This window comes from Streptomyces sp. YKOK-I1 (genome assembly GCF_054660435.1).
In genome coordinates this window covers 7,799,816-7,820,354 of sequence record NZ_BAAGDR010000001.1, presented here as the reverse complement: position 1 = coordinate 7,820,354, position 20,539 = coordinate 7,799,816, and the positions used below count along the sequence as shown (strand labels likewise).

Annotated in this window: 20 protein-coding genes; 10 read left to right on the top strand and 10 right to left on the bottom strand. The window is 72.1% G+C overall.

Annotated features, from left to right (window positions below; genetic code table 11):
- Positions 1 to 6 precede the first annotated feature (6 nt).
- The 3 genes from ACYQ8Q_RS34800 to ACYQ8Q_RS34790 are packed head-to-tail and all read left to right on the top strand — an operon-like array spanning position 7 to position 1,385.
- Positions 7 to 441 carry a roadblock/LC7 domain-containing protein gene (locus ACYQ8Q_RS34800; protein ID WP_359004640.1) on the top strand — a complete coding sequence of 145 codons (435 nt, stop codon included), beginning with the start codon at positions 7 to 9 and terminating at the stop codon, positions 439 to 441.
- A 1-nt stretch (position 442) separates the two neighbouring features.
- On the top strand, positions 443 to 799 hold the full coding sequence (locus ACYQ8Q_RS34795) for a DUF742 domain-containing protein (RefSeq protein WP_055638740.1): 357 nt from the start codon (positions 443 to 445) through the stop codon (positions 797 to 799).
- Positions 786 to 1,385, top strand: coding sequence for a GTP-binding protein (locus tag ACYQ8Q_RS34790; protein WP_460070606.1), 600 nt, complete (start codon positions 786 to 788; stop codon positions 1,383 to 1,385). Before ACYQ8Q_RS34795 ends, ACYQ8Q_RS34790 begins: the two co-directional genes overlap by 14 nt.
- Here ACYQ8Q_RS34790 and ACYQ8Q_RS34785 read toward each other — a convergent pair.
- A complete protein-coding gene (locus ACYQ8Q_RS34785) occupies positions 1,357 to 1,866 on the bottom strand; it encodes an ankyrin repeat domain-containing protein (protein WP_460070605.1) in 510 nt (169 codons plus the stop codon). The genes ACYQ8Q_RS34790 and ACYQ8Q_RS34785 overlap by 29 nt on opposite strands.
- Positions 1,867 to 2,021: 155 nt before the next feature.
- On the opposite strand from ACYQ8Q_RS34785, the gene ACYQ8Q_RS34780 reads away from it, so the two are divergent.
- Positions 2,022 to 3,392, top strand: coding sequence for a glycoside hydrolase family 43 protein (locus tag ACYQ8Q_RS34780; RefSeq protein WP_460070604.1), 1,371 nt, complete (start codon positions 2,022 to 2,024; stop codon positions 3,390 to 3,392).
- A gap of 41 nt (positions 3,393 to 3,433) precedes the next feature.
- Here the strand turns inward: ACYQ8Q_RS34780 and ACYQ8Q_RS34775 are convergent, their stop codons facing one another.
- Positions 3,434 to 5,788 carry an aromatic amino acid lyase gene (locus ACYQ8Q_RS34775; RefSeq protein WP_460070603.1) on the bottom strand — a complete coding sequence of 785 codons (2,355 nt, stop codon included), beginning with the start codon at positions 5,786 to 5,788 and terminating at the stop codon, positions 3,434 to 3,436.
- A gap of 2 nt (positions 5,789 to 5,790) precedes the next feature.
- Entirely contained in the window at positions 5,791 to 6,750 is a 960-nt protein-coding gene (locus ACYQ8Q_RS34770; protein ID WP_460070602.1) for an ABC transporter substrate-binding protein, read from the bottom strand.
- A 346-nt stretch (positions 6,751 to 7,096) separates the two neighbouring features.
- On the opposite strand from ACYQ8Q_RS34770, the gene ACYQ8Q_RS34765 reads away from it, so the two are divergent.
- From ACYQ8Q_RS34765 to ACYQ8Q_RS34750, 4 genes are read left to right on the top strand one after another with little or no spacing between them, the layout of a single operon-like run.
- Positions 7,097 to 9,946, top strand: a complete 2,850-nt coding sequence (locus tag ACYQ8Q_RS34765; protein WP_460070601.1) for a sensor histidine kinase — start codon at positions 7,097 to 7,099, stop codon at positions 9,944 to 9,946.
- Positions 9,943 to 10,419, top strand: coding sequence for a roadblock/LC7 domain-containing protein (locus ACYQ8Q_RS34760; RefSeq protein ID WP_059202334.1), 477 nt, complete (start codon positions 9,943 to 9,945; stop codon positions 10,417 to 10,419). The genes ACYQ8Q_RS34765 and ACYQ8Q_RS34760 overlap by 4 nt, the downstream gene beginning before the upstream one ends.
- Before the next feature lie 32 nt (positions 10,420 to 10,451).
- A complete protein-coding gene (locus ACYQ8Q_RS34755; protein ID WP_460070600.1) occupies positions 10,452 to 10,901 on the top strand; it encodes a DUF742 domain-containing protein in 450 nt (149 codons plus the stop codon).
- Positions 10,888 to 11,487, top strand: coding sequence for a GTP-binding protein (locus ACYQ8Q_RS34750; RefSeq protein WP_460070598.1), 600 nt, complete (start codon positions 10,888 to 10,890; stop codon positions 11,485 to 11,487). The genes ACYQ8Q_RS34755 and ACYQ8Q_RS34750 overlap by 14 nt, the downstream gene beginning before the upstream one ends.
- Before the next feature lie 104 nt (positions 11,488 to 11,591).
- Here ACYQ8Q_RS34750 and ACYQ8Q_RS34745 read toward each other — a convergent pair whose 3' ends face one another.
- Genes ACYQ8Q_RS34745 through ACYQ8Q_RS34735 form a run of 3 tightly spaced genes read right to left on the bottom strand, consistent with a single transcriptional unit; the run spans position 11,592 to position 14,082 of the window.
- The gene (locus tag ACYQ8Q_RS34745; protein WP_460070597.1) at positions 11,592 to 12,260 is read right to left on the bottom strand and encodes an ABC transporter permease; all 669 of its coding nucleotides are present in this window, start codon (positions 12,258 to 12,260) and stop codon (positions 11,592 to 11,594) included.
- On the bottom strand, positions 12,257 to 12,937 hold the full coding sequence (locus tag ACYQ8Q_RS34740) for an ABC transporter permease (RefSeq protein ID WP_460070596.1): 681 nt from the start codon (positions 12,935 to 12,937) through the stop codon (positions 12,257 to 12,259). The genes ACYQ8Q_RS34745 and ACYQ8Q_RS34740 overlap by 4 nt, the downstream gene beginning before the upstream one ends.
- Positions 12,934 to 14,082, bottom strand: a complete 1,149-nt coding sequence (locus ACYQ8Q_RS34735; RefSeq protein ID WP_460073614.1) for an ABC transporter ATP-binding protein — start codon at positions 14,080 to 14,082, stop codon at positions 12,934 to 12,936. The genes ACYQ8Q_RS34740 and ACYQ8Q_RS34735 overlap by 4 nt, the downstream gene beginning before the upstream one ends.
- A gap of 223 nt (positions 14,083 to 14,305) precedes the next feature.
- Here ACYQ8Q_RS34735 and ACYQ8Q_RS34730 point away from each other — a divergent pair, with 223 nt between their 5' ends.
- Both ACYQ8Q_RS34730 and ACYQ8Q_RS34725 read left to right on the top strand, forming a co-directional pair.
- Positions 14,306 to 15,193, top strand: coding sequence for a dolichyl-phosphate beta-glucosyltransferase (locus tag ACYQ8Q_RS34730; RefSeq protein ID WP_460070595.1), 888 nt, complete (start codon positions 14,306 to 14,308; stop codon positions 15,191 to 15,193).
- A complete protein-coding gene (locus ACYQ8Q_RS34725) occupies positions 15,190 to 17,319 on the top strand; it encodes an ArnT family glycosyltransferase (RefSeq protein WP_460070594.1) in 2,130 nt (709 codons plus the stop codon). The genes ACYQ8Q_RS34730 and ACYQ8Q_RS34725 overlap by 4 nt, the downstream gene beginning before the upstream one ends.
- Before the next feature lie 66 nt (positions 17,320 to 17,385).
- Here the strand turns inward: ACYQ8Q_RS34725 and ACYQ8Q_RS34720 are convergent, their stop codons facing one another.
- From ACYQ8Q_RS34720 to ACYQ8Q_RS34705, 4 genes are all read right to left on the bottom strand, one after another.
- Positions 17,386 to 17,589 carry a hypothetical protein gene (locus ACYQ8Q_RS34720; protein WP_460070593.1) on the bottom strand — a complete coding sequence of 68 codons (204 nt, stop codon included), beginning with the start codon at positions 17,587 to 17,589 and terminating at the stop codon, positions 17,386 to 17,388.
- A 119-nt stretch (positions 17,590 to 17,708) separates the two neighbouring features.
- Positions 17,709 to 18,446: an FAD:protein FMN transferase gene (locus ACYQ8Q_RS34715; protein WP_460070592.1), complete on the bottom strand. Its 738-nt coding sequence runs from the start codon at positions 18,444 to 18,446 to the stop codon at positions 17,709 to 17,711.
- A gap of 1 nt (position 18,447) precedes the next feature.
- On the bottom strand, positions 18,448 to 19,140 hold the full coding sequence (locus ACYQ8Q_RS34710; RefSeq protein ID WP_460070591.1) for an FMN-binding protein: 693 nt from the start codon (positions 19,138 to 19,140) through the stop codon (positions 18,448 to 18,450).
- Between the two features lie 10 nt (positions 19,141 to 19,150).
- Positions 19,151 to 20,488 (bottom strand): ferredoxin reductase family protein, encoded by a 1,338-nt coding sequence (locus tag ACYQ8Q_RS34705; protein WP_460070590.1) that lies wholly within the window; start codon positions 20,486 to 20,488, stop codon positions 19,151 to 19,153.
- Positions 20,489 to 20,539 lie beyond the last annotated feature (51 nt).

The window sequence follows — 20,539 nt, the reverse complement described above, 5'->3', positions numbered from 1 at the left end:
ACCGCGATGACACACTCCATCCCCGCCACGAACACCCAGCTCGACCAGTTGCTGACCGGCCTCGTGGACCGGGTTGCCGATGTGAACCAGGCCGTCGTGCTCTCCGAGGACGGGCTGGTGGTCAGCAAGTCCACCGGGTTCCTGCGGGAGGACGCCGAGCGGCTGGCGGCGACCGCCTCGGGCCTGATGAGCCTGAGCAAGGGCGTCAGCATGGACTTCCGCGGCGGCCCGGTGCGCCAGGCGCTCATCGAGATGGCGAACAGCTATCTGATCCTCACCTCGGCGGGGCCCGGCGCCCATCTGGTGGTGCTGGCCGGCTCGCACGCGGACGTCGGTGTGGTCGCGTACCAGATGAACATGCTGGTGAAGAAGATCGGCGAGCACCTGAGCGCGGCACCGCGGGCCGGTATCGGTCCCGCCGTCCGCGGCAACGGCGGGTGAGGTGAGCCAAGGCGACGAAGCGGGCCGGCTCGTCAGGCCGTTCACCCTCACCGGTGGGCGGACCCGGCCCAGCCGAGCCGACTTCACGCTCATCACGACGGTGACGGCGGTGGACCCGCCGCCCGAGCGGGCCGCGCGGCCGCAGCCGGAACACGCCCGGATCCTGCGGCTGAGCGCGCGTCCGGTGGCCGTGGCGGAGCTCGCGGCCCATCTCGACCTGCCGGTGAGCGTGGTCGTCATCATGCTCTGCGATCTGCTGGAGGCGGGCCTGATCACGGCCCGGCCGCCCCGTTCCGTCTCCGGTGCCGCGGATCTGGACCTGCTGCAGAAAGTGAGGGACGGCCTTGGCCGGATCTGAGCCCACCGCAGGCGCGGTCGCGGCGCCCGACACGGTGAAGATCCTCATCGCCGGCGGCTTCGGCGTCGGCAAGACCACCATGGTCGGGTCGGTCAGCGAGATCGCTCCGCTGCGCACGGAGGAGCCGCTGACCGTCGCCGGGCTGGAGGTCGACGATCTGAAGGGCATCGAGGAGAAACGGTCCACCACCGTGGCCCTCGACTTCGGACGGATCACCATCGGCGACGACCTGGTGCTGTATCTGTTCGGCACCCCGGGGCAGCAGCGGTTCTGGTTCATGTGGAACGACCTGGCCGTCGGGGCGCTCGGGGCGGTGGTGCTGGTCGATGTGCGCCGGCCGGAGTCGAGTTTCGCGGCGATCGACTTCTTCGAGCGCAGGCGCATCCCCTTCGTGGTCGCGGTGAACGGCTTCCACGGGGAGCACCCCTATCCCGCGGCGGAGATCAGGGCGTCCCTGGCGCTGCCGGAGGGGGTCCCGGTGCTGCTGTGCGACGCGCGGGAGCGGGAGTCGTGCCGGGACGTGCTGATCGCCCTGATCGACCGGGTGATCGCCGACCTCACCCTGGGGTCGGGCCCGGCGCGCTGAGCGGTCCGTCGACCGGGGCTTCGACCGGGGCTTCGGTCGGTGTGCGGGCCGGTCCTTCGGCCTCCCGGCGGGCGATCGCGGCCCGCAGCAGGTCGGCCGTCTCCGGATGCGGTCCCCTCAGCGCCCAGCGCAGCGGCGTCCAGCCGGTGCCGTGGTCCTCGCGGAGCGTGGGGTCGGCGCCATGGGCCAGCAGGACGCGGACGGTGTCGGTGTGGCCCCAACAGGCGGCCGCGCACAGGGGAGTTCCCTCGGCGCCGGGCCCGGCGCTCTCCGCGTCGGGCGGCGCACCGGCGGCCAGCAGGTTGCGGGCGATACCGGCCGAGCCCTGAACACAGGCCGCGTACAGGGGAGTCGTACCGTCCGCGTCGGGTGCGGCGGGGTCGGCGCCGGCCTTCAGCAGCCGGTCGACGCGCGCGTCCTGGTCGCACAGGACCGCCCCGGCAAGGGACTTCGTGAGTTTCTTGCGCCGTCTTCTGTTCACGGCCGCCGAGGGTAGCCGTGCCGGGGCGAGGAGTTCACCGGAGTTTTTCCTGTCACAGCGATTGACCCGCTTCTCCCGCACCCCTACCTTCTGATCGGCTCATCGAACCTTGTTCGACATATCGACAAGGCACCCGCATCCCCCGTGGAGAGCACATGACCCCCAACCCCTCCCGCCGCCTCTTCCTCGGCGCGGCGGCCTCCGTGCCCCTCGCCCTCACGCTCGGCACCCCGGCGGCCCACGCGGCCGACTCGGCGTACGTGATGTGCTACTTCACCGAGTCGACCAACCTCGGCGACGGCACCGACTACGGCCTGCACCTGGCCGTCAGCACGGACGGGCTGCGCTGGACGCCGCTGAACCAGAACAACCCGGTGGTCACGCCGACCGAGGGCGCGCTCGGGCTGCGCGACCCGTTCATCCTGAAGAAGCAGGACGGCACCTTCGTGGTGCTCGCCACCGACCTCAAGGGCACCGACTGGAGTTACGTCAGCCAGTACGTGCACGTGTGGAACTCCACGGACCTGCGCACGTTCACCGGCTACCACCGGCTGAAGCTGCACGACATGAACACCCACAGCTGGGCGCCCGAGGCGTTCTGGGACGCGAGCCGGGGGCAGTACGGGCTCATCTACTCCGCCGTCAACGACAGCGGCCACAACGTGATCATGGTGAACTACACCAGCGACTTCGTCACGGCCTCGGCCCCGCAGGTCTTCTTCGACCCGGGCTACGACGTGATCGACGGCGACATGGCCGTGGGGGTGAACGGCTACAACTACCTCTACTTCAAGAAGAACCAGACCCTGGTGGGGGCCCGCTCCACGACTCTCGACCCGGGCAGCTTCACGGAGTTCTCCACCGGCGCCGCACATGGCGGCACCGAGGCGCCGACCCTGGTCAAGTCCCTGTCCTCCGGCACCTGGTGGCTCTGGGGCGACACCTACACCCCCAACGGCGTCTTCTACGCCTGGCAGTCCAGCGACCTGTCGGCGGGCACCTGGACCGCGCTGGACCAGAAGACGTACACCCAGCCGGTCAACTCCAAGCACTGCGGCATCTCGACGATCACCACGGCCCAGTACAACGCCCTGCTCTCCTACTGGGGCGCACCCGCCTGGAACCGTCTCAAGTCCTACAACTACCCGGCGCGTTACGTCCGCCACTCCAACTACGTCGGCCGCATCGACGAGTACCCGGTGGAGCCGTACAAGGACTCGCTGTGGACGATCGTCCCGGGCCTCGCGGACAGCTCCGGCGTCTCCTTCCGGTCGGTCAACTACCCGACCCGCTATCTGCGGCACTACAACTACGCGCTCCAACTGGACGTCAACGACGGTACGTCGACGTTCGCGGGGGACGCGACCTTCTACCGGACGGCGGGCCTCGCGGACACGTCCTGGTCGTCGTTCCGCTCGTACAACAACCCCACCCGCTACATCCGGCACTCGAACTACGTCCTGCGCATCGACCCGATCTCGACGTCGACCGAGCAGCAGGACGCGACGTTCTACGTGGGCTACTGAGCCGTCGGACTACCAAACCATCGGACTACCGGGCCACCGCGTCACAACTCCGCGAGCCGCAGCAGCAGTTCGGCTGCCGCGGCCAGGTCTCCGGTCAGGGGACGGTCCTCCGTGCCGACGGGCAGGACGGCCGTGGCCAGGGTGAACGCGGGGACCGGCGGCGGGACCGGCCGCATTCTCAACGCCCTTACGGCGGTGACGAGTTCGCAGGCGAGGACGGTGCCGTAGGCCGCGGTCGCCCGGAGGGTCTGCCGGGCGGCCTGGCCGGCGAAGCTGGCGGCCTCCTCCAGCCCGCGCGAGAGGACGGCGTGCCCGGCCGAGGCGGGCGCCGCGCACGAACGCAGGTCCGCGAGCGCGGAGTTGGCGGTGTACTCCAGGATCATCGTGCCCGAGCTGCTCGCGGGTCCGGCGGCGAGGAAGGCGGGCAGCCCGGTGAGGTCCGGGTCGCCGAGCGCGGACAGCCGGGCCACGGAGAGCTGGGCCGTCTGGAGCAGGGCGAGGTCGGCCGCGTCCAGGGCGAGGCCCAGAGGTGCGGCGAAGAAACCGCCGTGGTGGTGGGCGGTGGTGCCGTCGGCGGCCACGAGGGGGTTCTCGGAGGGGCAGTTGACCTCGACCTCGACGACCGTGCGCAGCCGGGCGCAGGCGTCCAGGGCGCAGCCGTGTGCCTGCGGGAAGGCCCGGAACCCGAAGGGGTCCTGGATCCGCCGGCCGGGCATCCCCTCCCCGTCGTCCCCGATCCCGAGCAGCCGCCTTACCTCCCCGGCGGCCCGCGCCGCGCCCTCGTACGGTCTGAGCGCGTGCACGGCGGCCGCGTAGGCCTGCGCCGAACCGCCCACCGCCGCCAGCGAGAGCGCGGCCACGGCATGCGTGGCCCGCAGCAGCATGTCGAGCCCGTGCTGTGCCAGCGCGGCCTGTCCCAGCGCGAGCGCGTTGCTGCTCAGCAGGGCGAGCGCGTCACCGGGGTGCAGGGCGACGGGGGCGGGGAGGGCGCCGGGGGCCGCCCCCGGTGCGGCGACGGTGAGGGGCGTCTCGGCCGAGGCGAGGGGCCCGACGGGCGCGGTGCGTGTCACCGGCGGGGAGGCCACGGCCGCCGCGACCGACGGGGTCGGCACGGCGGCGGCCGCGGGTACGCCGGGCTCGGTCCGATCAGCCTGCGGGTCCGGTCCGAGGTCCCGCCAGGAGGTGTTGGGCCAGCCGACCATACCGGCGTCGGGACCGGCGGCCCGGCCCGGACCGCGCCAGGCGGCGTCCGCCGAGTCGAACAGGTCCCCGTCCGGTACGGCCCCCGGGGCGCCGACCTCGGGACCGCCGACGGAGAACGGGTCCGCAACGGTGGCCGGTTGCGCGGCAGCAACGACCGCCCGTCGAACGACCCCCGACTCCGAGGCGAGACCCGGCTCCAACCCGGTGACCGGCTCCGGGGCGAGGCCCGGCTCCGGCACGGTGACCGACTCCGGGATGAGGCCCGGATGCGGGGCGGTGACCGGCTCCGGGGCGAGGCCCGGGCGCGGGACGGTGGTCGGCTCCGGGGCGAGGCCCGGATGCGGGACGGTGGTCGGCTCCGGGGCGAGGCCCGGGCGCGGGACGGTGACCGGCTCCGGGGCGAGGCCCGGGCGCGGGACGGTGACCGGCTCCGGGGCGAGGCCCGGGCGCGGGACGGTGACCGGCTCCGGCGTGAGGCCCGGATGCGGCACGGTGACCGGCTCCGGCGTGAGGCCCGGATGCGGCACGGTGACCGGCTCCGGGGTGAAGCCCGGCTCCGGCACGGTGACCGGCTCCGGAGTGAGGCCCGGGCGCGGGACGGTGACCGGCTGTCGGGCGGCACCCGGCTGCGAGGCGGTGGCCGGTTGTGAGGCAGGGGCTGGGGGCGGAGGGGCGGGGTGGGGGGTGGGCGTCCAGGGGCGTTCGCCGATCAGGGTCAGGCCCGTCTGGGCCAGGGCCGTGAGGTCGCCGGTGCCGATGCCGCCGTACTCGTTGACCTCCGGGTGGACGCCCAGCCGCAGGGCCTCGGTGAGGGCGTCGACGATGGCCGGCTGGATGCCGGAGCCTCCGGCGAGGAGCTGGTTGGCGCGGACGGCGAGCATCGCCCGGACCTGGCGGGCGGGCAGCGGCGCGCCGGCACCGCCCGCGTGGCTGCGCAGCAGACGCAGGCCGTGGGCGGTCTCGTCGTCCTCGTCGACGCTCACCGAGCGGTGCGCGCCGACACCCGTACCGCGGCCGTAGAGCCGTCCCCGGGCGGCCAGACGCCGGGCGGCCCGCCAGGAACGTACGGCCCGTTCGCGGGCCTCGGGGTCCACCGCGGGCACGGCCTCACCGTCGGCGAGCGCGATGAGCTCGCCGACGGTGAGGCCGGTGCCGGTCAGGACGACCGGCAAAGGGTCGGAAGGCGTTGCCAACGTCAGTCGAGGCCTGCGGACTTCAGCCAGGCCTTGGCGACGTCGAGCGGGTCCTTGCTCTCCAGCTGCACCTGCGAGTCCAGGTCCAGCAGGGTCTTCGTGTCCAGCTTGGCGGAGACGGCGTTGAGCGCGTCCACGCCCTCGTCCGAGAGCCCGCTCTTGTAGACCAGGGGCGTCACGTTCGCGAAGCCGAAGAGGTTCTCCGGGTCCTGGAGGACGACGAACCCTTCCTTGGTGATGGTCGGGTCGGTGGTGAAGATGTCCGCGGCCTGCACGGTGTTCTTCTTCAGCGCGGCCTGGGTCAGCGGACCGCCGGCGTCCAGCGCCTTGAAGGACTTGAACTTCAGGCCGTACACCGACTCCAGGCCCACCATGCCCTGCTGCCGGGTCTGGAACTCGGGCGAGCCGCCCAGGATCAGGTCGGGCGCGACGTCCTTGAGGTCGGCGAGGGTGGACTCGGAGGTGAGCTTGTACTGGTCCGCGGTCGCCTTGTTCAGCGTGACGGAGTCCTTGTCCTCGGCCGGCGAGGACTCCAGCAGCGTCAGCTTGGAGTCGAGCTTGGCCTTGACGGCGGCGTTCACGGTCGCGAGGGACTTCTGCTCGGCCTTCGCGTCGAGGTAGGCCAGCAGCGAGCCGTTGTACTCCGGCAGAACGGTGATGGAGCCGTTCTTGAGCAGGCCGTACGTGGTCTCACGGCTGCCGATGTTGGGCTTGTAGGACACCTTGATGCCCTTGGCCTTGAGGGCCTCGCCGTAGATGTCGGCGATCAGGATGCTCTCGGCGAAGTTGTTGGAGCCGACGACGACGGTCCCGCCTGCCGCCTTGTCCCCCGCGAGCGGGTCGGACTTGTCGTCGGAGGAGCCGCATCCTGCGAGCAGGGCCGTCGCCGCGGCGAGCGCGACGGCCGCCGCGCCGGTGTTCCTGAGGGACCTGGACCTGCTGCTGTGGGCGTTGGAAGTCACGGTTCCGTTCCGAGCTCTGGGGGGCGATGAGGAACTGACGAGGCATGGAGCCTGGCCTGATCCAATCCACCCGGTTCTTCATCAGTCAAGAGCGGTTCTGTTACCGATTCGATTCGTTTCGTGGTCAGTTGCGTAGTGTTTGAAAGGCCTTCCTGGAGGTTTAGGGGGCTCTTCGTAATGGATTCTTGACGTAGGGCGACGTGCTCGATCGATCAGAGAAGCGATATCGTCGCCGGAGTCGGCAGCGGCCACGGCGGTGTGCGGGGGCCACTCGAATGCCGTTTCGTTCACATTCGGCCACACGCGTGGCCCGGCACGCCCGCAACACCCCTTCGAAGGAGGCCCGGTGTCCACGAAAGAGGTGGACGCGCCCGCCCGGTCAGCGACTTCGGCACCGACGTCCGTGCGCCGGGGGCTGCGGAGCTTCGCCGACCGGTGGCCCTTCCAGCGCAAGCTGAACCTGCTCGTCGGCATCCCGCTCGGGGTCATCGCCCTGATGCTTGCGTACCTCTTCACCGAGCTGGTGCAGGAGTCCAACCAGGCCGAGAACGCCGCCCAACTGGTGCGGGACAGCACCCAGGTGGCCCAGCTGGTCTCCGATCTCCAGAACGAGCACCAGCAGGCGATCCTGCTCTCGGTGCGGCACCAGGCGTCCTTCGACGGCGGCACGCCCTCCACGGACGCCTACCGCAAGGCCCAGCTCGCCGTGGACACCCAGGTGCGCAAGGTGGTCGACGCCTTCGGCGACCGGCTGCCCGACAGCGAGGCGCAGGCGCTGCGCGGGATCGAGGGCCTGGCGGGTCTGCGGACCACGATCGAGCAGGGCTATCTGCCCGCCGACAACATCGACCCGGCGTACTCAGGCGCCTCGGACGCCGTCATCGACGGGCTGGGCCTGGACCGCGACTCCAACCTGGCCAGCACCTTCACCGGCAACCTGCTCGACTCGCTGCTGCGCGCCGACGCCGCCCACGGCGCCTACGAGACCGGTGTGTTCTCCTCGCGCACCGGTGACAGCAACGCGCTGATCGAGTACACCGGCGCGGTCGGCTCCTACGAGCTGTACACCTACCAGGCCGACCGCTTCGGCCGGTTCGCCTCCGCGGCGCAGACCGACGAGCTCGGCGGCGTCGAGCACAACTCCGCGCAGGCCTCCATCAGCCAGCACTTCGCCGAACTGGCCGTCGACCCGAGCGCGTTGCAGGCCGAGTCGCAGGCGGACATCCGCAAGGCGTTCCGGGCGGCCCTCGCCTCCTACCCGGACTACAGCGCGCAGGCCGGGACCCGGCTGAAGATCACCACCTCGCTGATCGACCAGATCGCCGACCGCGCCGACGACGCCTCCGTCAGCGCCCAGTGGCGGGCCGGTCTGCTGCTCAACCTCGCGCTGGTCTGCTTCGCCCTGTGGATCGCGTTCTCCATCCTCGTACGGCGCTCCGTGGTGCGCCCGGTGCTGGCCCTGACCGGTGCCGCGCAGGAGGTCGCCGACGTCGCCGGGCGCGAGCTCGCCCGGGTCGCCGACGACGACGCCGAGGAGACCGGCTCACCGCGGCTGCGTGAGCTGCCGGTCACCGCCGACGACGAGATCGGTGAGCTGGCCGAGGCCTTCAACAACGTGCAGACGACCGCGGCGGCGCTGCTGGAGCGCCAGGTGCTCAGCCGGCGCAACGTCGCCGAGATGTTCGGCAACGTCGGCCGCCGTGTCTCCAACCTGACGACCCGCCAGCTCGCGCTGATCGACTGGGTGGAGCGCGGGGAGACCGACCCGGCGCTGCTGGAGCGGCTCTACTCCATCGACCACATCGCGGTGCGCCTGCGCCGCAACGCCGACAGCCTGATGCTGCTGGCGGGCATCCGCGAGACCGTCCTCGACTCCGGTCCGACCGAGCTGACCAACGTGGTGCGTGCCGCGCTCGGCCAGATCGAGGGCTATCAGCGGGTGCAGCTCCACGCCCGCGGCGAGGCCGTCGTGGAGCCCGACATCGTCGGCGACCTCACGCTGATGATCGCCGAACTCCTGGAGAACGCCGTGTCGTTCTCGCCGGAGGGCAGCCCCGTCGAGGTGCGGGTCGGCTCCGAGCAGGGCGGCGCCTCGATCACCGTCTCCGACCACGGCCTCGGCATGAGTGCCGAGCGGCTCGCCGAGGAGAACGCCCGGCTGGTGCGCCGTGAGCGGCTCGACCTGGTGCCGACGAAGGTGCTCGGTCTGTTCGTGGTCGGTGCGCTGGCCCGCCGCTGGGACGTCGACGTCACCCTCTCCCGTACCCCGGGCGGCGGTGTGACGGCCGAGGTCCGCATCCCGGCCACGCTGCTGCTGACGCTCAGCGAGGTCGGCGTGCCCACCGCCGCGACCCAGTCCCTCCCGGCCCCGTCGGCCCCCGCCACCGGTCCCTCCCCCGCCGCCGCGGCCTCCCCGACGGGCGACGAGGCGAGCTCGCTCCCCCGCCGGGTGCCGCGCCGCGAACAGCCCTCCTGGGCCGAGCGGGACCCCGAGCCGGCCACGGCGGCCGACGGCGCGGACCCGGAGACGGCGGCTCACCGCCGTACCGCCGAGGAGTCCGGCACGGAGGCCCCGGCCCTGCCCCGCCGCACGACCAGGACGTCCGCCCCGGCACCGGCCACCGGCACGGCCGCGTCGAACGGCACCCCGGCCTCCGACGGACGGAGCACGACCTGGGCCTCCGCGTCCGCCGAGGGACACACGGCTCCCCGGGAGTCCGCCCCGGCGCACGCCGGCCGTACGGCAGACCCGACGACGGCGTCGGCGTCCGGCGAGCGGGCGGCGGCCCCGGCGACCGGCGGCCCCGCCCCGGCATCCGTCTCCGCCTCCGCCTCGGTCTCCGGCGACTCGATGTCCTCCGAAGCCCACGCCCGTACCCCCGACCCCGTCGGCCCGGCCGTCCCCGCGGCCGTCCTCGGCGAGGAGCGGGCGGCCGCCGCCGAGGGGGCCCGGCCGCTGCGGCGGCGGGTGCGCGGGGCCACCCTGCGGACCACTGTGGACGCCTCCGCCGCAATGGCGCGGCAGGCGGCGCGGCCCGCAGACGCGGACGCCGTGCGCAGCGCGCTGGAGGAGTTCGAGGCGGCCGTGGAACGCGCCCACCGCGACACCGACAGCGCGCACGACCGACGGGTCCCGGACGACCACCGGAACCCCCCGCACCACCAGAACCACCTTCCGGAAGGAGCCGAGCAGTGAGCACGTCGACAGGTGGAACTCCCACCGGAGACACCACGCCGACCGATCTGCGGGCTGCCGCAGCCGACTTCACCTGGCTGCTCAACCGTTTCGCCACCGAGACCGCGGGCGTCGTCGACGCCATCGCGGTGTCCTCCGACGGCCTGCTGATCGCGGTGTCGGAGCTGCGCGAGCACGCCGACTCCGAGCGCCTCGCGGCGATCGTCTCCGGCATCACCAGCCTCGCCGCGGGCGCCTCCGGCAACTACGGTCTGGGCGGCCTGAACAAGGTCATCATCGATCTGGAGGGCGGCCACGTGCTGGTCTCCGCGATCGGCAGCGGCGCCGTCCTCGGCGTGGTCACCGACAAGGAGGCCAAGCTGGGCAACATCGCCTACGAGATGACCGTCTTCGCCAATCGCGCCGGTGCCGCGCTGAGCCCGCAGCTCGTCCTGGAGCTGAAGAACAGCGTCGGCGCCACCCGGACCCGCTGACCGCGGGCCACCGGCAGAGGAAGCGAACACCGATGGCGGACGGCCTGAACCCGCACGGCCCCGGCGAGGAACCCCTCGCCCCGGCCGGCCCGGTCGGCCCCGCGCCCGCGGTACGGCCCTTCCTGGTCACCGCCGGCCGGGTCGCCGGCGCGGGCGAGGCCACGTCCGGACGGGCGATGCCCGTGGAGACCCAGCTGGTGGCGACCACCGAGGGGATCGACGCGCTCGACCGGCTCTCCTTCGAACAGCACGACATCGTCGCCGCCTGCCGGGTGCCGCAGTCCATCGCGGAGATCGCGGCCCGGCTGCGGCTGCACCTGAACGTGGTGCGGGTCCTCGCCGAGGACCTGCGCTCGGTGGGGCAGCTCTCGGTGCACGTGCCCGACTCCGGCGTCACCCATGACGCATCCGTCCTGCGCAGGGTTATCGATGGCCTGCGGGCCATCCCCGACTCCCGGGGGGTACTCCGTGACTCCGACTGAACCGCTCGCCCGTCCGGCCGCCGGCCAGGCCGCCGTACGGCCGCCGCTGCCGGTGAAGCTGGTGATCGCGGGCGGCTTCGGCGTGGGCAAGACCACCGCCGTCGGCTCCATCTCCGAGATCGAGCCGCTCACCACCGAGGCGGCCATCACCGAGGTGGCGGCGGGGGTGGACGACCTCAGCCACACGCCGCGCAAGACCACGACCACCGTGGCGATGGACTTCGGCTGCATCACCATCGACCCGACGCTGAAGCTGTACCTGTTCGGTACCCCCGGCCAGGAACGCTTCGGCTTCATGTGGGACGACATCGTGGAGGGCGCGGTCGGCGGTCTGGTCATCGTCGACACCCGCCGGCTCGACGACTGCTACGCCGCCGTGGACTACTTCGAGCACCGGCAGATCCCGTTCGCGGTGGCCGTGAACGCCTTCGACGGCAAGGTCGACCACTCGCTCGACGAGGTCCGCTGGGCCCTCGACGTCTCCGAGGGCGTGCCGCTGCTGGTGTTCGACGCGCGGGAGCGGGGGTCCGTGCGGGACGCGCTGCTGGTGGTGCTGGAGCAGGCGCTCGCCCGGAGCGGCGGGTAGGTACGGGTACGGGCGGTTGCGGGGAACTGCGGACCGGTTGTGGCCGGTCGCGCCCACGCGGCGGAGCCGCACATCGATGCGGCCCCGCCCCCCTTGAAAGCAGGTCAGTTGCTCTGGCGTACGCCTGGAGAGACCGCCGCCCGGGCCGCCGCCCAGAACAGGGCGAGCGTGGCAAGGGCCATCGCCGCCACCAGGGCCGCGCCGCCCACGACCTTCTCGTAGTCGTGCTGGTAGAGCCCGTCGACGATGTAGCGGCCGAGGCCGCCGAGGCCGACGTACGCGGCGATGGTGGCCGTGGACACGATCTGGATGGCCGCCGAGCGCAGCCCGCCGAGGATCAGCGGGAGCGCGACCGGGAGTTCCACCTGGAGCAGGATCCGCATCTCCGACATGCCGATGCCGCGCGCGGCGTCCACCGGGGAGCGGTCGACGGAGCGCACCGCCTCGTAGGTGGTGACGAGGACCGGCGGGACGGCGAGGACGACCAGCGGGATCATCACGGGCAGCATGCCGAAGCCGGCGATGATGACGATGAGCACCAGCAGGCCGAAGGTGGGCAGGGCCCGCGCGGCGGTGGCGATCAGGGTGAGGGTGTTGCCGCCCTTGCCGTAGTGGCCGGTGACCAGGCCGACGGGAAGTCCGATCAGGGCGGCGAGGCCGAGCGCCTCCAGGGAGTACTGGAGGTGTTCGAGGAGACGGGTCGGGATGCCGTCGTAGCCCGACCAGTGGGCGCCGTCGGTGAAGAAGGAGGTGATGAAGTGCAGGACGTTCACCGGGCCGTGGCCTCCTTCCGGGTGCGGGTCGCGCCCGATCCGCTCGGCATCCAGGGGGTGAGCAGGACCCGTACGCCGACCAGCAGGGCGTCCACCAGGACGGCGAGGGCCGCCGTGGTGAGCACGGAGTTCCAGGCGAGTTCGGGCCGGTTGTAGATCTGCGCGTCGTGCAGCAGGTTGCCGAGCGCGCCCTGGTTGCCGATCAGCATGCCGACGCTGACCAGGCTGATGCTGGACACGGTCGCCACCCGCAGTCCGGCGACGATCGCGGGCGTGGCGATCGGCAACTGGACCTGGATGTAGCGGCGTACGGGCCCGAAGCCCATCGCGGTCGCGGCGGCGAGGGTCTCCTGCGGCACCGAACGGACACCGTCGACGATCGCCGGGACCAGCACGACCAGGGTGTAGACGGTGAGCGGGATCATGACCGTCAGCTCGGTCTGGCCGGTGTAGTCGATGAGGACGACGAAGAACGCGAGCGACGGGATGGCGTAGAGCACGGTCGTCACCCACAGTACGGGCGGGTACAACCAGCGGAGCCGCACGCACAGTTGGGCGATGGGCAGGGCCAGCAGCAGGCCGCCGAGGACCGGCAGCAGGGCCTCGCGCAGATGGAGTCCGACGAGACCGATCCAGTCGTGCTGGAGGTCGCTGGGGATGTCGAAGAAGCGGTTCATCGCAGGGCCTTCGGCTCGCCCGCGCCGGTGGTGCCGCCGCCCGGGACGGCCTCGTGCGCGCCGCGGATCGCCTCGGCGATGGCGGTCTGGGAGACGACACCGGTGGCGCGGCCCTCGCCGTCCACGGCGACGGCCCAGCCGGCGGGGGAGAGCACAGCGCAGTCGAGGGCGGAGCGCAGCGAGTCCTCGCCGGCGACGAACGGCCGCCCGTACGAGAGGAGTCGGCCGGTGTCGATGCTCCCCGCGGTCAGGGCGCCCGGCTCGCTCCAGCCGAGCGGCTTGCCGTCGATGCCGGTGACGAGGACGTACGGGGCGCCCTGGGCGGCGCGGGCGATCTGCTCGGCGGTGGCGTCGACGGCGACGATCGGCGCGGTGAGCAGGTCGAGTCCGGCGGCGGAGAAGAAGGACAGCCGGCGGATGCCGCGGTCGGCGCCGAGGAAGTCCTCGACGAACGTGTCGGCCGGGTTCGACAGCAGCTCGGCGGGCGGCGCGTACTGGGCGAGCCGGCCGCCGGTGCGCAGCACCGCGACCATGGTGCCGAGTTTGACCGCCTCGTCGATGTCATGGGTGACGAAGACGATGGTCTTGCCCAACTCGTCCTGGATCCGCAGGAGTTCGTCCTGGAGCCCCTTGCGGACGACGGGGTCGACCGCCGAGAACGGCTCGTCCATCAGCAGCACCGGCGGATCGGCGGCGAGCGCCCGGGCCACGCCGACGCGCTGCTGCTGGCCGCCGGAGAGCTGGTAGGGGTAGCGCTTGGCGAGGGAGGCGTCGAGTCCGACGCGCTCCATCAGCTCGCGGGCCCGGGAGCGGGCCCGGTCCTTGCTCCAGCCGAGCAGCCGGGGCACGGTGGCGATGTTGTCGACGATCGTGCGGTGCTGGAAGAGCCCGGCGTTCTGGATGACGTAACCCATGGACCGGCGCAGGGTGTTGACGGGCTGCTGCCGGCTGTCCTTGCCGTCGATCCAGATGGCGCCCTCGCTGGGCTCGACCATCCGGTTGATCATCCGCAGCGTCGTCGTCTTGCCGCATCCGGAGGGGCCGACGAGGACGGTGATCGCGCGGTCCGGTATCTCCAGGGAGAGATGGTCGACCGCCACCGTGCCGTCCGGATACCGCTTGGTGACTGAATCTATCCGTATCAAAACGCCGAACACCCTTCGGGTCTGGCCGTTCCCGCCCGCTCTCGACCAGCCGAGTTCGGACTGTTGCGGGGAGAGTCTAGACCGGTCGTGTTTCAGACGGGCAGCGGGTGTATGGCGCGCTTCACCTCCGTCTTCTGTGCCCGACCTGTGAGTCCCCTGATTCTCACTCTCCCCTCAGAAGCGGCTCAGGGATTGCCCAGAGACGGCCCCCATCGTCAAGACCATGAACGCAACGAACGCGGGAGGCGTCCGGCGCCGGTCGGTCGAGATCGTGGTGCCGGTGTACAACGAGGCACACGTCCTCGCCGACAGCATCGGCCGTCTCCACGCACACCTCGAAGAGTCCTTCCCGTTCCCGTTCCGCATCACGGTCGCGGACAACGCCAGCACGGACGCCACCTGGAGCGTGGCGACCGATCTGACCCTGCGTCTGCCCCATGTCCACGCCCGGCGGCTGGAGGAGAAGGGCCGGGGCCGCGCCCTGAAGCACGTGTGGTCGCGGTCCACGGCGGACGTCGTCGCCTACATGGACGTGGATCTGTCGACCGGCCTGGAGGCCTTCCTCCCCCTGGTCGCACCGCTCCTGTCCGGCCACAGCGACGTCGCGATCGGCAGCCGGCTGCACCGGCAGTCGGCCGTGGTCCGGGGCGCCAAGCGGGAGTTCGTCTCCCGCTCCTACAACGCCCTGCTCAAGGCCGGTCTCGGCGCCCGCTTCTCGGACGCGCAGTGCGGCTTCAAGGCCGTCCGCGCCGATGTCTTCCGCGCCCTCGCCCCACACATCGAGGACACCGCCTGGTTCTTCGACACCGAACTGCTGGTCCTGGCCCAGCGCAACCGGCTGCGCATCCACGAGGTGCCGGTCGACTGGACCGACGACCCCGACAGCCGCGTCGACATCGTCCGCACGGCCGTCGACGACCTCAAGGGCATGGGCCGGATGCTCCGCTCCACCCTCACCGGCCGCACCCGCGTCCCCGGCGTCCCGCGCCGCACGAGCACCCCGCAGGTACCCGCGGCCCGCACCACCCCCGACTCCCCCGACTCCTCCGCCTCCTCCGTCCCCACCGCCCGGCCCGCCGGGGCGCACGCCCACCTGGAGTACGCGTCATGACGACCCTCGCCCCGCCGCCCGCCCCGTCCCGGGAGGACGGCCCCCGTCACCGGTCGGTCCCGCCGGCCGACGGCGCCGGGTCCGGCCTCGCCGCCCGCGCCCGCCGTCTGTTCACCGGCGCCCCCGACGACCCGCGCTGGGCCCGCCCGGCCCTCTGGGCGATCCTCGTCCTCGCGACGGCCCTGTACGCCTGGAACCTGTCCTCCATCTCCGGCAACACCTTCTACAACGCGGCCGTCTACTCCGGCACCAAGAGCTGGAAGGCGTTCTTCTTCGGCGCCCTGGACGCCGGCAGCTTCATCACCGTCGACAAACCCCCCTTCGCCCTGTGGGTGATGGGCCTGTCGGCCCGGGTGTTCGGTTACGGCACCTGGCAGCTGATGCTGCCGATGGTCGCGGTCGGGGCCGGCTCGGTCGCCCTCCTGCACCGGCTGGTCAAGCGGGACTTCGGTCCGGTCGCGGCGACGATCGCCGCCCTCGCCCTGACCCTCACCCCGATCACGGTCGCCATCACCCGGGACACCAACCCCGACCCGGTCCTCGTCTTCCTGATGCTGCTGGGCGCGGCGGCCCTGCTGAAGGCCGTGCGCACCGGACGGCTGATGCCGCTGGTGTGGTCGGGCGTGGCGATCGGCTTCGCCTTCAACACCAAGATGATGCAGGCGTACGTCGTCCTGCCCGCGTTCTTCCTGGTCTACCTGTGGGCCGCGAACGCCTCCCTCGGCCGCCGCATCCGCAACCTCGCCGTCGGCACGGTCGCGCTCGTCGTCTCCAGCGCCTGGTGGATGGTGGTCGTCGATCTGATCCCGGCCTCCTCCCGCCCCTACATCGGCGGCTCCACCGACAACACGGTCTGGGACCTGGTCATCGGCTACAACGGCTTCGGCCGGATCTTCGGCGCGAGTGCGTCGGTGGGCTCCCAGGGCAACGGCGCCAGCTTCGGCGGCGAGGCGGGTCTGTACCGGCTGTTCAACGAGATCATGGGCGGTCAGATCTCCTGGCTGATCCCCTTCGCGGCGATCGCCCTGGTGGCCGGCCTGGTCCTGCGCGGCCGGGCACCCCGCACCGACGCGAAGCGCGCGGCCCTCCTCCTGTGGGGCGGCTGGTTCGTCCTCCACTACCTGACCTTCGCCCTCGCCGAGGGCACCTTCCACCCCTACTACGTCACCGCCATGGCGCCCGGCGTCGCGGCGCTGGCCGGTGCGGGCGGGGTCATGCTGTACCGGGCCTTCCGTGAGGGTGCCGCCGCGAAGTGGGCGTGGGTGCTCCCGGCCGCGGTCGCGGCCAGCACCGGCTGGGCGGTCGTCCTGCTCCAGCGGGTCTCCGGCTCCGGCACGCTGTACACGGTCGCGGAGATCGCGGTGGCCGCCCTGGGCACCCTGTCCGTCCTCGGTCTGCTGGCCGGCCGCTTCACCCGGCGGCACCGGCTGATGGGCGTCGCGGCCCTCGCGGCGGTCGTGGCCCTGCTCGCCGGTCCGGCGGCCTACTCGGTCTCGGCGGCGACCTCCAGCACCAACGGCACCAACCCGACGGCCGGTCCCAGCACCGGAGGCGGCATGGGCGGCGGTGGCGGCATGGGCGGGGGCCAGCGGCCGAGCGGTGACGGCGGTCCGGGCGGGTCGACGAGCGCTTCGAGCGGCTCCGGCAGTGCGAGCGGTCAGTCGACGGGCCAGCCCCCGTCCGGCAGCGCCCCCTCCGGAAGCGGCTCCTCGTCCAGCGAGTCCGGCACGGAATCCGGCACCGAGTCCGGTACGGACGGCGCCCGCAGCGGCGGCGGCATGGGCGGCGGCACGCAGGTCAGCTCCGCGATGATCAGCTATCTCGAGAAGAACCAGGACGGCGCCACCTGGCTGGTCGCGGTCGCCACCGACCAGACGGCCTCCTCGATCATCCTGGAGTCCGGTGAGCCGGTCATCTCGATGGGCGGCTGGTCCGGCTCGGACAACGCGATGACCCTCGCCAAGCTCAAGTCCCTGGTGAAGTCCGGCAAACTGCACTACATCGTCGTCAGCGACAGCGGGCAGGGCTCGTCGAACACCGAGATCTCGACCTGGGTCAAGAAGAACGGCACGGCGGTCTCCGACTACAGCGGTCTGTACCGCCTGGACGCCTCCGACGTGAGCTGACCCGCCGGGAAGGACGGGCGGGCCGCCGGATCCCCTTCCGGCGGCCCGCCCCTTGGCGTTCAGGGCTCAGTCGCCTCCCCCGCCGCCCCCACAACCACCGCCACCGCCGCAGGACGAACCGCCCCCGCAGGACGAGCCGTCACCGCAGCCGCCCCCGCCACCGTCACCCCAGCCGCCCCTGCGCCGACGGCGCGACGACCCGGTCCCGCGCAGGGCCCCGACCACGAACATCACGACGAGCCCGAACCCCACGATCACCAGGAACTCCATCTCTCCTGCCCCCCGTTGCCTCTCGCTACGGATCTGTGTGGCAGGGGGATGCCCCGCACGGGCCGTACGCCAAGCACGACTTGAGGAAGTCGAGAGCTTCCGACGACAGAGGCCAGGTCCTAGGCCGCGGCCCGTTCCCCCGCGGTCGGGAAACCGGGGGTGCGCAGTACATCGCCGCCCTCGAGCACCGCGAACACCTCGCAGCCCGCCCGGCCGGCCGCCCACTGCACACCCTGCGCGCCCTGCGCGAACGCGGCCGTGGCGACGGTGTCCGCGAGGGTGAGGGTCGGGGCGACGACGGTGAGGCTGTCGAGGCCGGTCGCGGGCAGGCCGGTGCGGCCGTCGAGGATGTGGTCGCCGCGCTCGTAGCGGGCGGAGGTGGCGACCGCCGCGTCCGTCAGCTCCAGCACCGCGCAGACCTTGTCGGCGAGATGGGGATGCCGTACGCCGACCCGCCAGGGCCCGCCCGAGACGACCACGTCACCCCCGGCGTTGAGGCAGAAGCGGTGGAGCCCGGCGCCGGTCAGCAGCTCCGCCGCCCGCTGCACCGACCAGCCCTTGACCACCGCGCAGGGATCGAGGCCCCGCCCGGGCAGCCGTACGTCGAAGGCGCCGCCGGTGGCGACCCGGTACTCCTCGCACAGGCCGAGCACCTCGGCGAGATCGGCGCTCACCTCGGCGGAGGACAGCTCGCCCCGGTCCAGCCGGGACACCTCGCTGCCCTCCTTGAAGGGGCTGAACCGCTCGTCGACCTCCCGCAGCCAGGCGAAGACGGCGTCCGCGGCCCCCTCGGGGACCCGCTCGTCGTCGATGCGCAGCGAGACGGGGAAGCCCATGACGTGCTCGACCCTGTGCATGTCAGCCCTTCGCGTCGATCGCGGCCTGGAGGGACTCCTTGTAGCCGTCGCTCGTGATCGTCGCGCCGGACACCGTGTCGATGTCGGCGCTCTGCGCCTGAAGCGTCTGCGAGATCAGCTTCGGCACCGCCGCCGTGGTCTGCGGATGGTTCGGCTGCTTCAGCATCTTCACGGCCGTGATCTCGTCGCCCTCGAAGGTCACCTGGACCTGGACGTCGCCCTTCTCCGTGGACACGGTGGAACCCGGGACCGTCTGCGAGGAGGCGGCGGAGGCCGAGGCCGACGGGGACGCCGACGCGGCGGACGCCTCCTGGTCGATCGCGGCCTGGAGGGACTCCTTGTAGGCGTCGCTGGTGAGGGTGGCCCCGGAGACGGTGTCGATGTCGGCGCTCTGCGCCTGAAGCGTCTGCGAGATCAGCTTCGGCACCGCCGCCGTGGTCTGCGGATGGTTCGGCTGCTTCAGCATCTTCACGGCCGTGATCTCGTCGCCGTCGTAGGTCACCTGGACCTGGACGTCGCCCTTCTCGGTGGTCACGGTCGTACCGGTGAAGGTGGTGCCCGAGGCGGAGGTGGAGGGGGTCGTCGACTCCGCCGCGGCCGAGGAGGAGGACGAGGCCGGGGTGGACGGCTCGTAGCGCCAGACCGGGATCAGACCCGCCACGCTCAGGACCAGGACAGGTAGGGCTCGCTTCACTGTTTCTTCCTCATCCCGCCAGGCTGAAGCGTTCGAAGTGGATCTGCGTCCTGGGCACGTCCAGCTCGCGCAGGGAGCCCAGCACCGCGTTCATCATCGGCGGCGGTCCGCACAGGAAGACGTCCCGCTCGGCGATGTCCGGCACCAGCGCGGCCAGCTCGCGCGGCGCCAGCCGGTCCGGCACCGGCGGACCGGTGACCAGGTGCAGCTCGGCGCCCTTGGCGGCGGCGAGGTCGCGCAGCTCGTCGTAGAGGACGGCGTCGCGCTCGCCGCCGACGCGGTAGACGACGATCGCGTGGCCGTCGATCTCCTCCAGCAGCGCCCGGATGGGCGTGACGCCGACGCCGCCGGCGATGAGCAGGGACTCGGGGCGGGTGCGGTGCATCGCGGTGAAGGCGCCGTAGGGGCCCTCGGCGAAGACGCGGGTGCCGGGCTTGATGTGGCGCAGGCCCGCGGAGCCGTCACCGGCGGCCTTGGCGGTCAGCCTGAGCCGGGTGCCGTCGGGGGCGGCGGACAGGGAGAAGGGGTTCGCCTGCCACCAGCGGTCCTTCGTCAGGAAACGCCAGAGGAAGAACTGGCCGGCGCGCGCGGGCAGCCGGTCCAGGTCACGGCCGGTGATGTAGACGGACACGACGTTGTCCGACTCGGGGACGACCTTCTCGACCCGCAGCTGGTGCCGCCAGTTGCGCCACAGCGGCAGGACCGCCCGGCCGAGGGCCACCGAGCCGAGGGCGACGGTCCACACGCCGTACCAGTACGCCGTGGCGGCGGAGGAGGCGGTGAAGGTCGTACCGACCGCGACCTGGTGGGTGAAGGCCAGCACCACGGCGACGTAGGTGTACAGGTGGATGAAGTGCCAGGTCTCGTAGGCGAGCCGGCGGCGGGCCCAGCGGGCGGAGACGCCGCCGACGACGAGGATCAGCACCATGGCGACGGCGGCGCGCAGCACGCCCTCGACGGTCTCGGCGAGGTCGACGAGCTGGCTGACCGGGTCCATCGAGGAGGAGTCGGCGTAGCCGAAGGTGATGAACACCACATGCCCGACCAGCGTCCACAGCAGGCCGAAGCCGGTCCAGCGGTGCCAGTTGGTCAGCCGGTCCATGCCGATCCGGCGGTCGAGCCAGGGCAGCCGGGCCACCAGCAGCAGCTGGAACGCCATCAGCAGCGCGCCGTACAGACCGGCGAACCGGCCGATCACGACGAGCGCGTTGGAGGCGAATCCCGCCTGCACGGCGAAGAGGGTCACGACGGCCGCGTTCGCGGCCAGCACGGCGTACAGGCCGGTGCGGGCCACTACTTTGGGACGTATCGCCGTGGGGGGAACGGGAGGCGACTGGACGGTCGTCACGGACGGAAACTCCTTGATCGGGTCCTCAGAACACAGAGCTTGTCCGTGCTG

Excerpts from the sequence above, each read along its gene's own strand:
- ACYQ8Q_RS34715 (WP_460070592.1), bottom strand. The coding sequence starts at position 18,446 with ATGCACAGGGTCGAGCACGTCATGGGCTTCCCCGTCTCGCTGCGCATC.
- ACYQ8Q_RS34755 (WP_460070600.1), top strand. The coding sequence starts at position 10,452 with ATGGCGGACGGCCTGAACCCGCACGGCCCCGGCGAGGAACCCCTCGCC.
- ACYQ8Q_RS34800 (WP_359004640.1), top strand. The coding sequence starts at position 7 with ATGACACACTCCATCCCCGCCACGAACACCCAGCTCGACCAGTTGCTG.
- ACYQ8Q_RS34720 (WP_460070593.1), bottom strand. The coding sequence starts at position 17,589 with ATGGAGTTCCTGGTGATCGTGGGGTTCGGGCTCGTCGTGATGTTCGTG.
- ACYQ8Q_RS34780 (WP_460070604.1), top strand. The coding sequence starts at position 2,022 with ATGACCCCCAACCCCTCCCGCCGCCTCTTCCTCGGCGCGGCGGCCTCC.
- ACYQ8Q_RS34725 (WP_460070594.1), top strand. The coding sequence starts at position 15,190 with ATGACGACCCTCGCCCCGCCGCCCGCCCCGTCCCGGGAGGACGGCCCC.
- ACYQ8Q_RS34740 (WP_460070596.1), bottom strand. The coding sequence starts at position 12,937 with ATGAACCGCTTCTTCGACATCCCCAGCGACCTCCAGCACGACTGGATC.
- ACYQ8Q_RS34730 (WP_460070595.1), top strand. The coding sequence starts at position 14,306 with ATGAACGCAACGAACGCGGGAGGCGTCCGGCGCCGGTCGGTCGAGATC.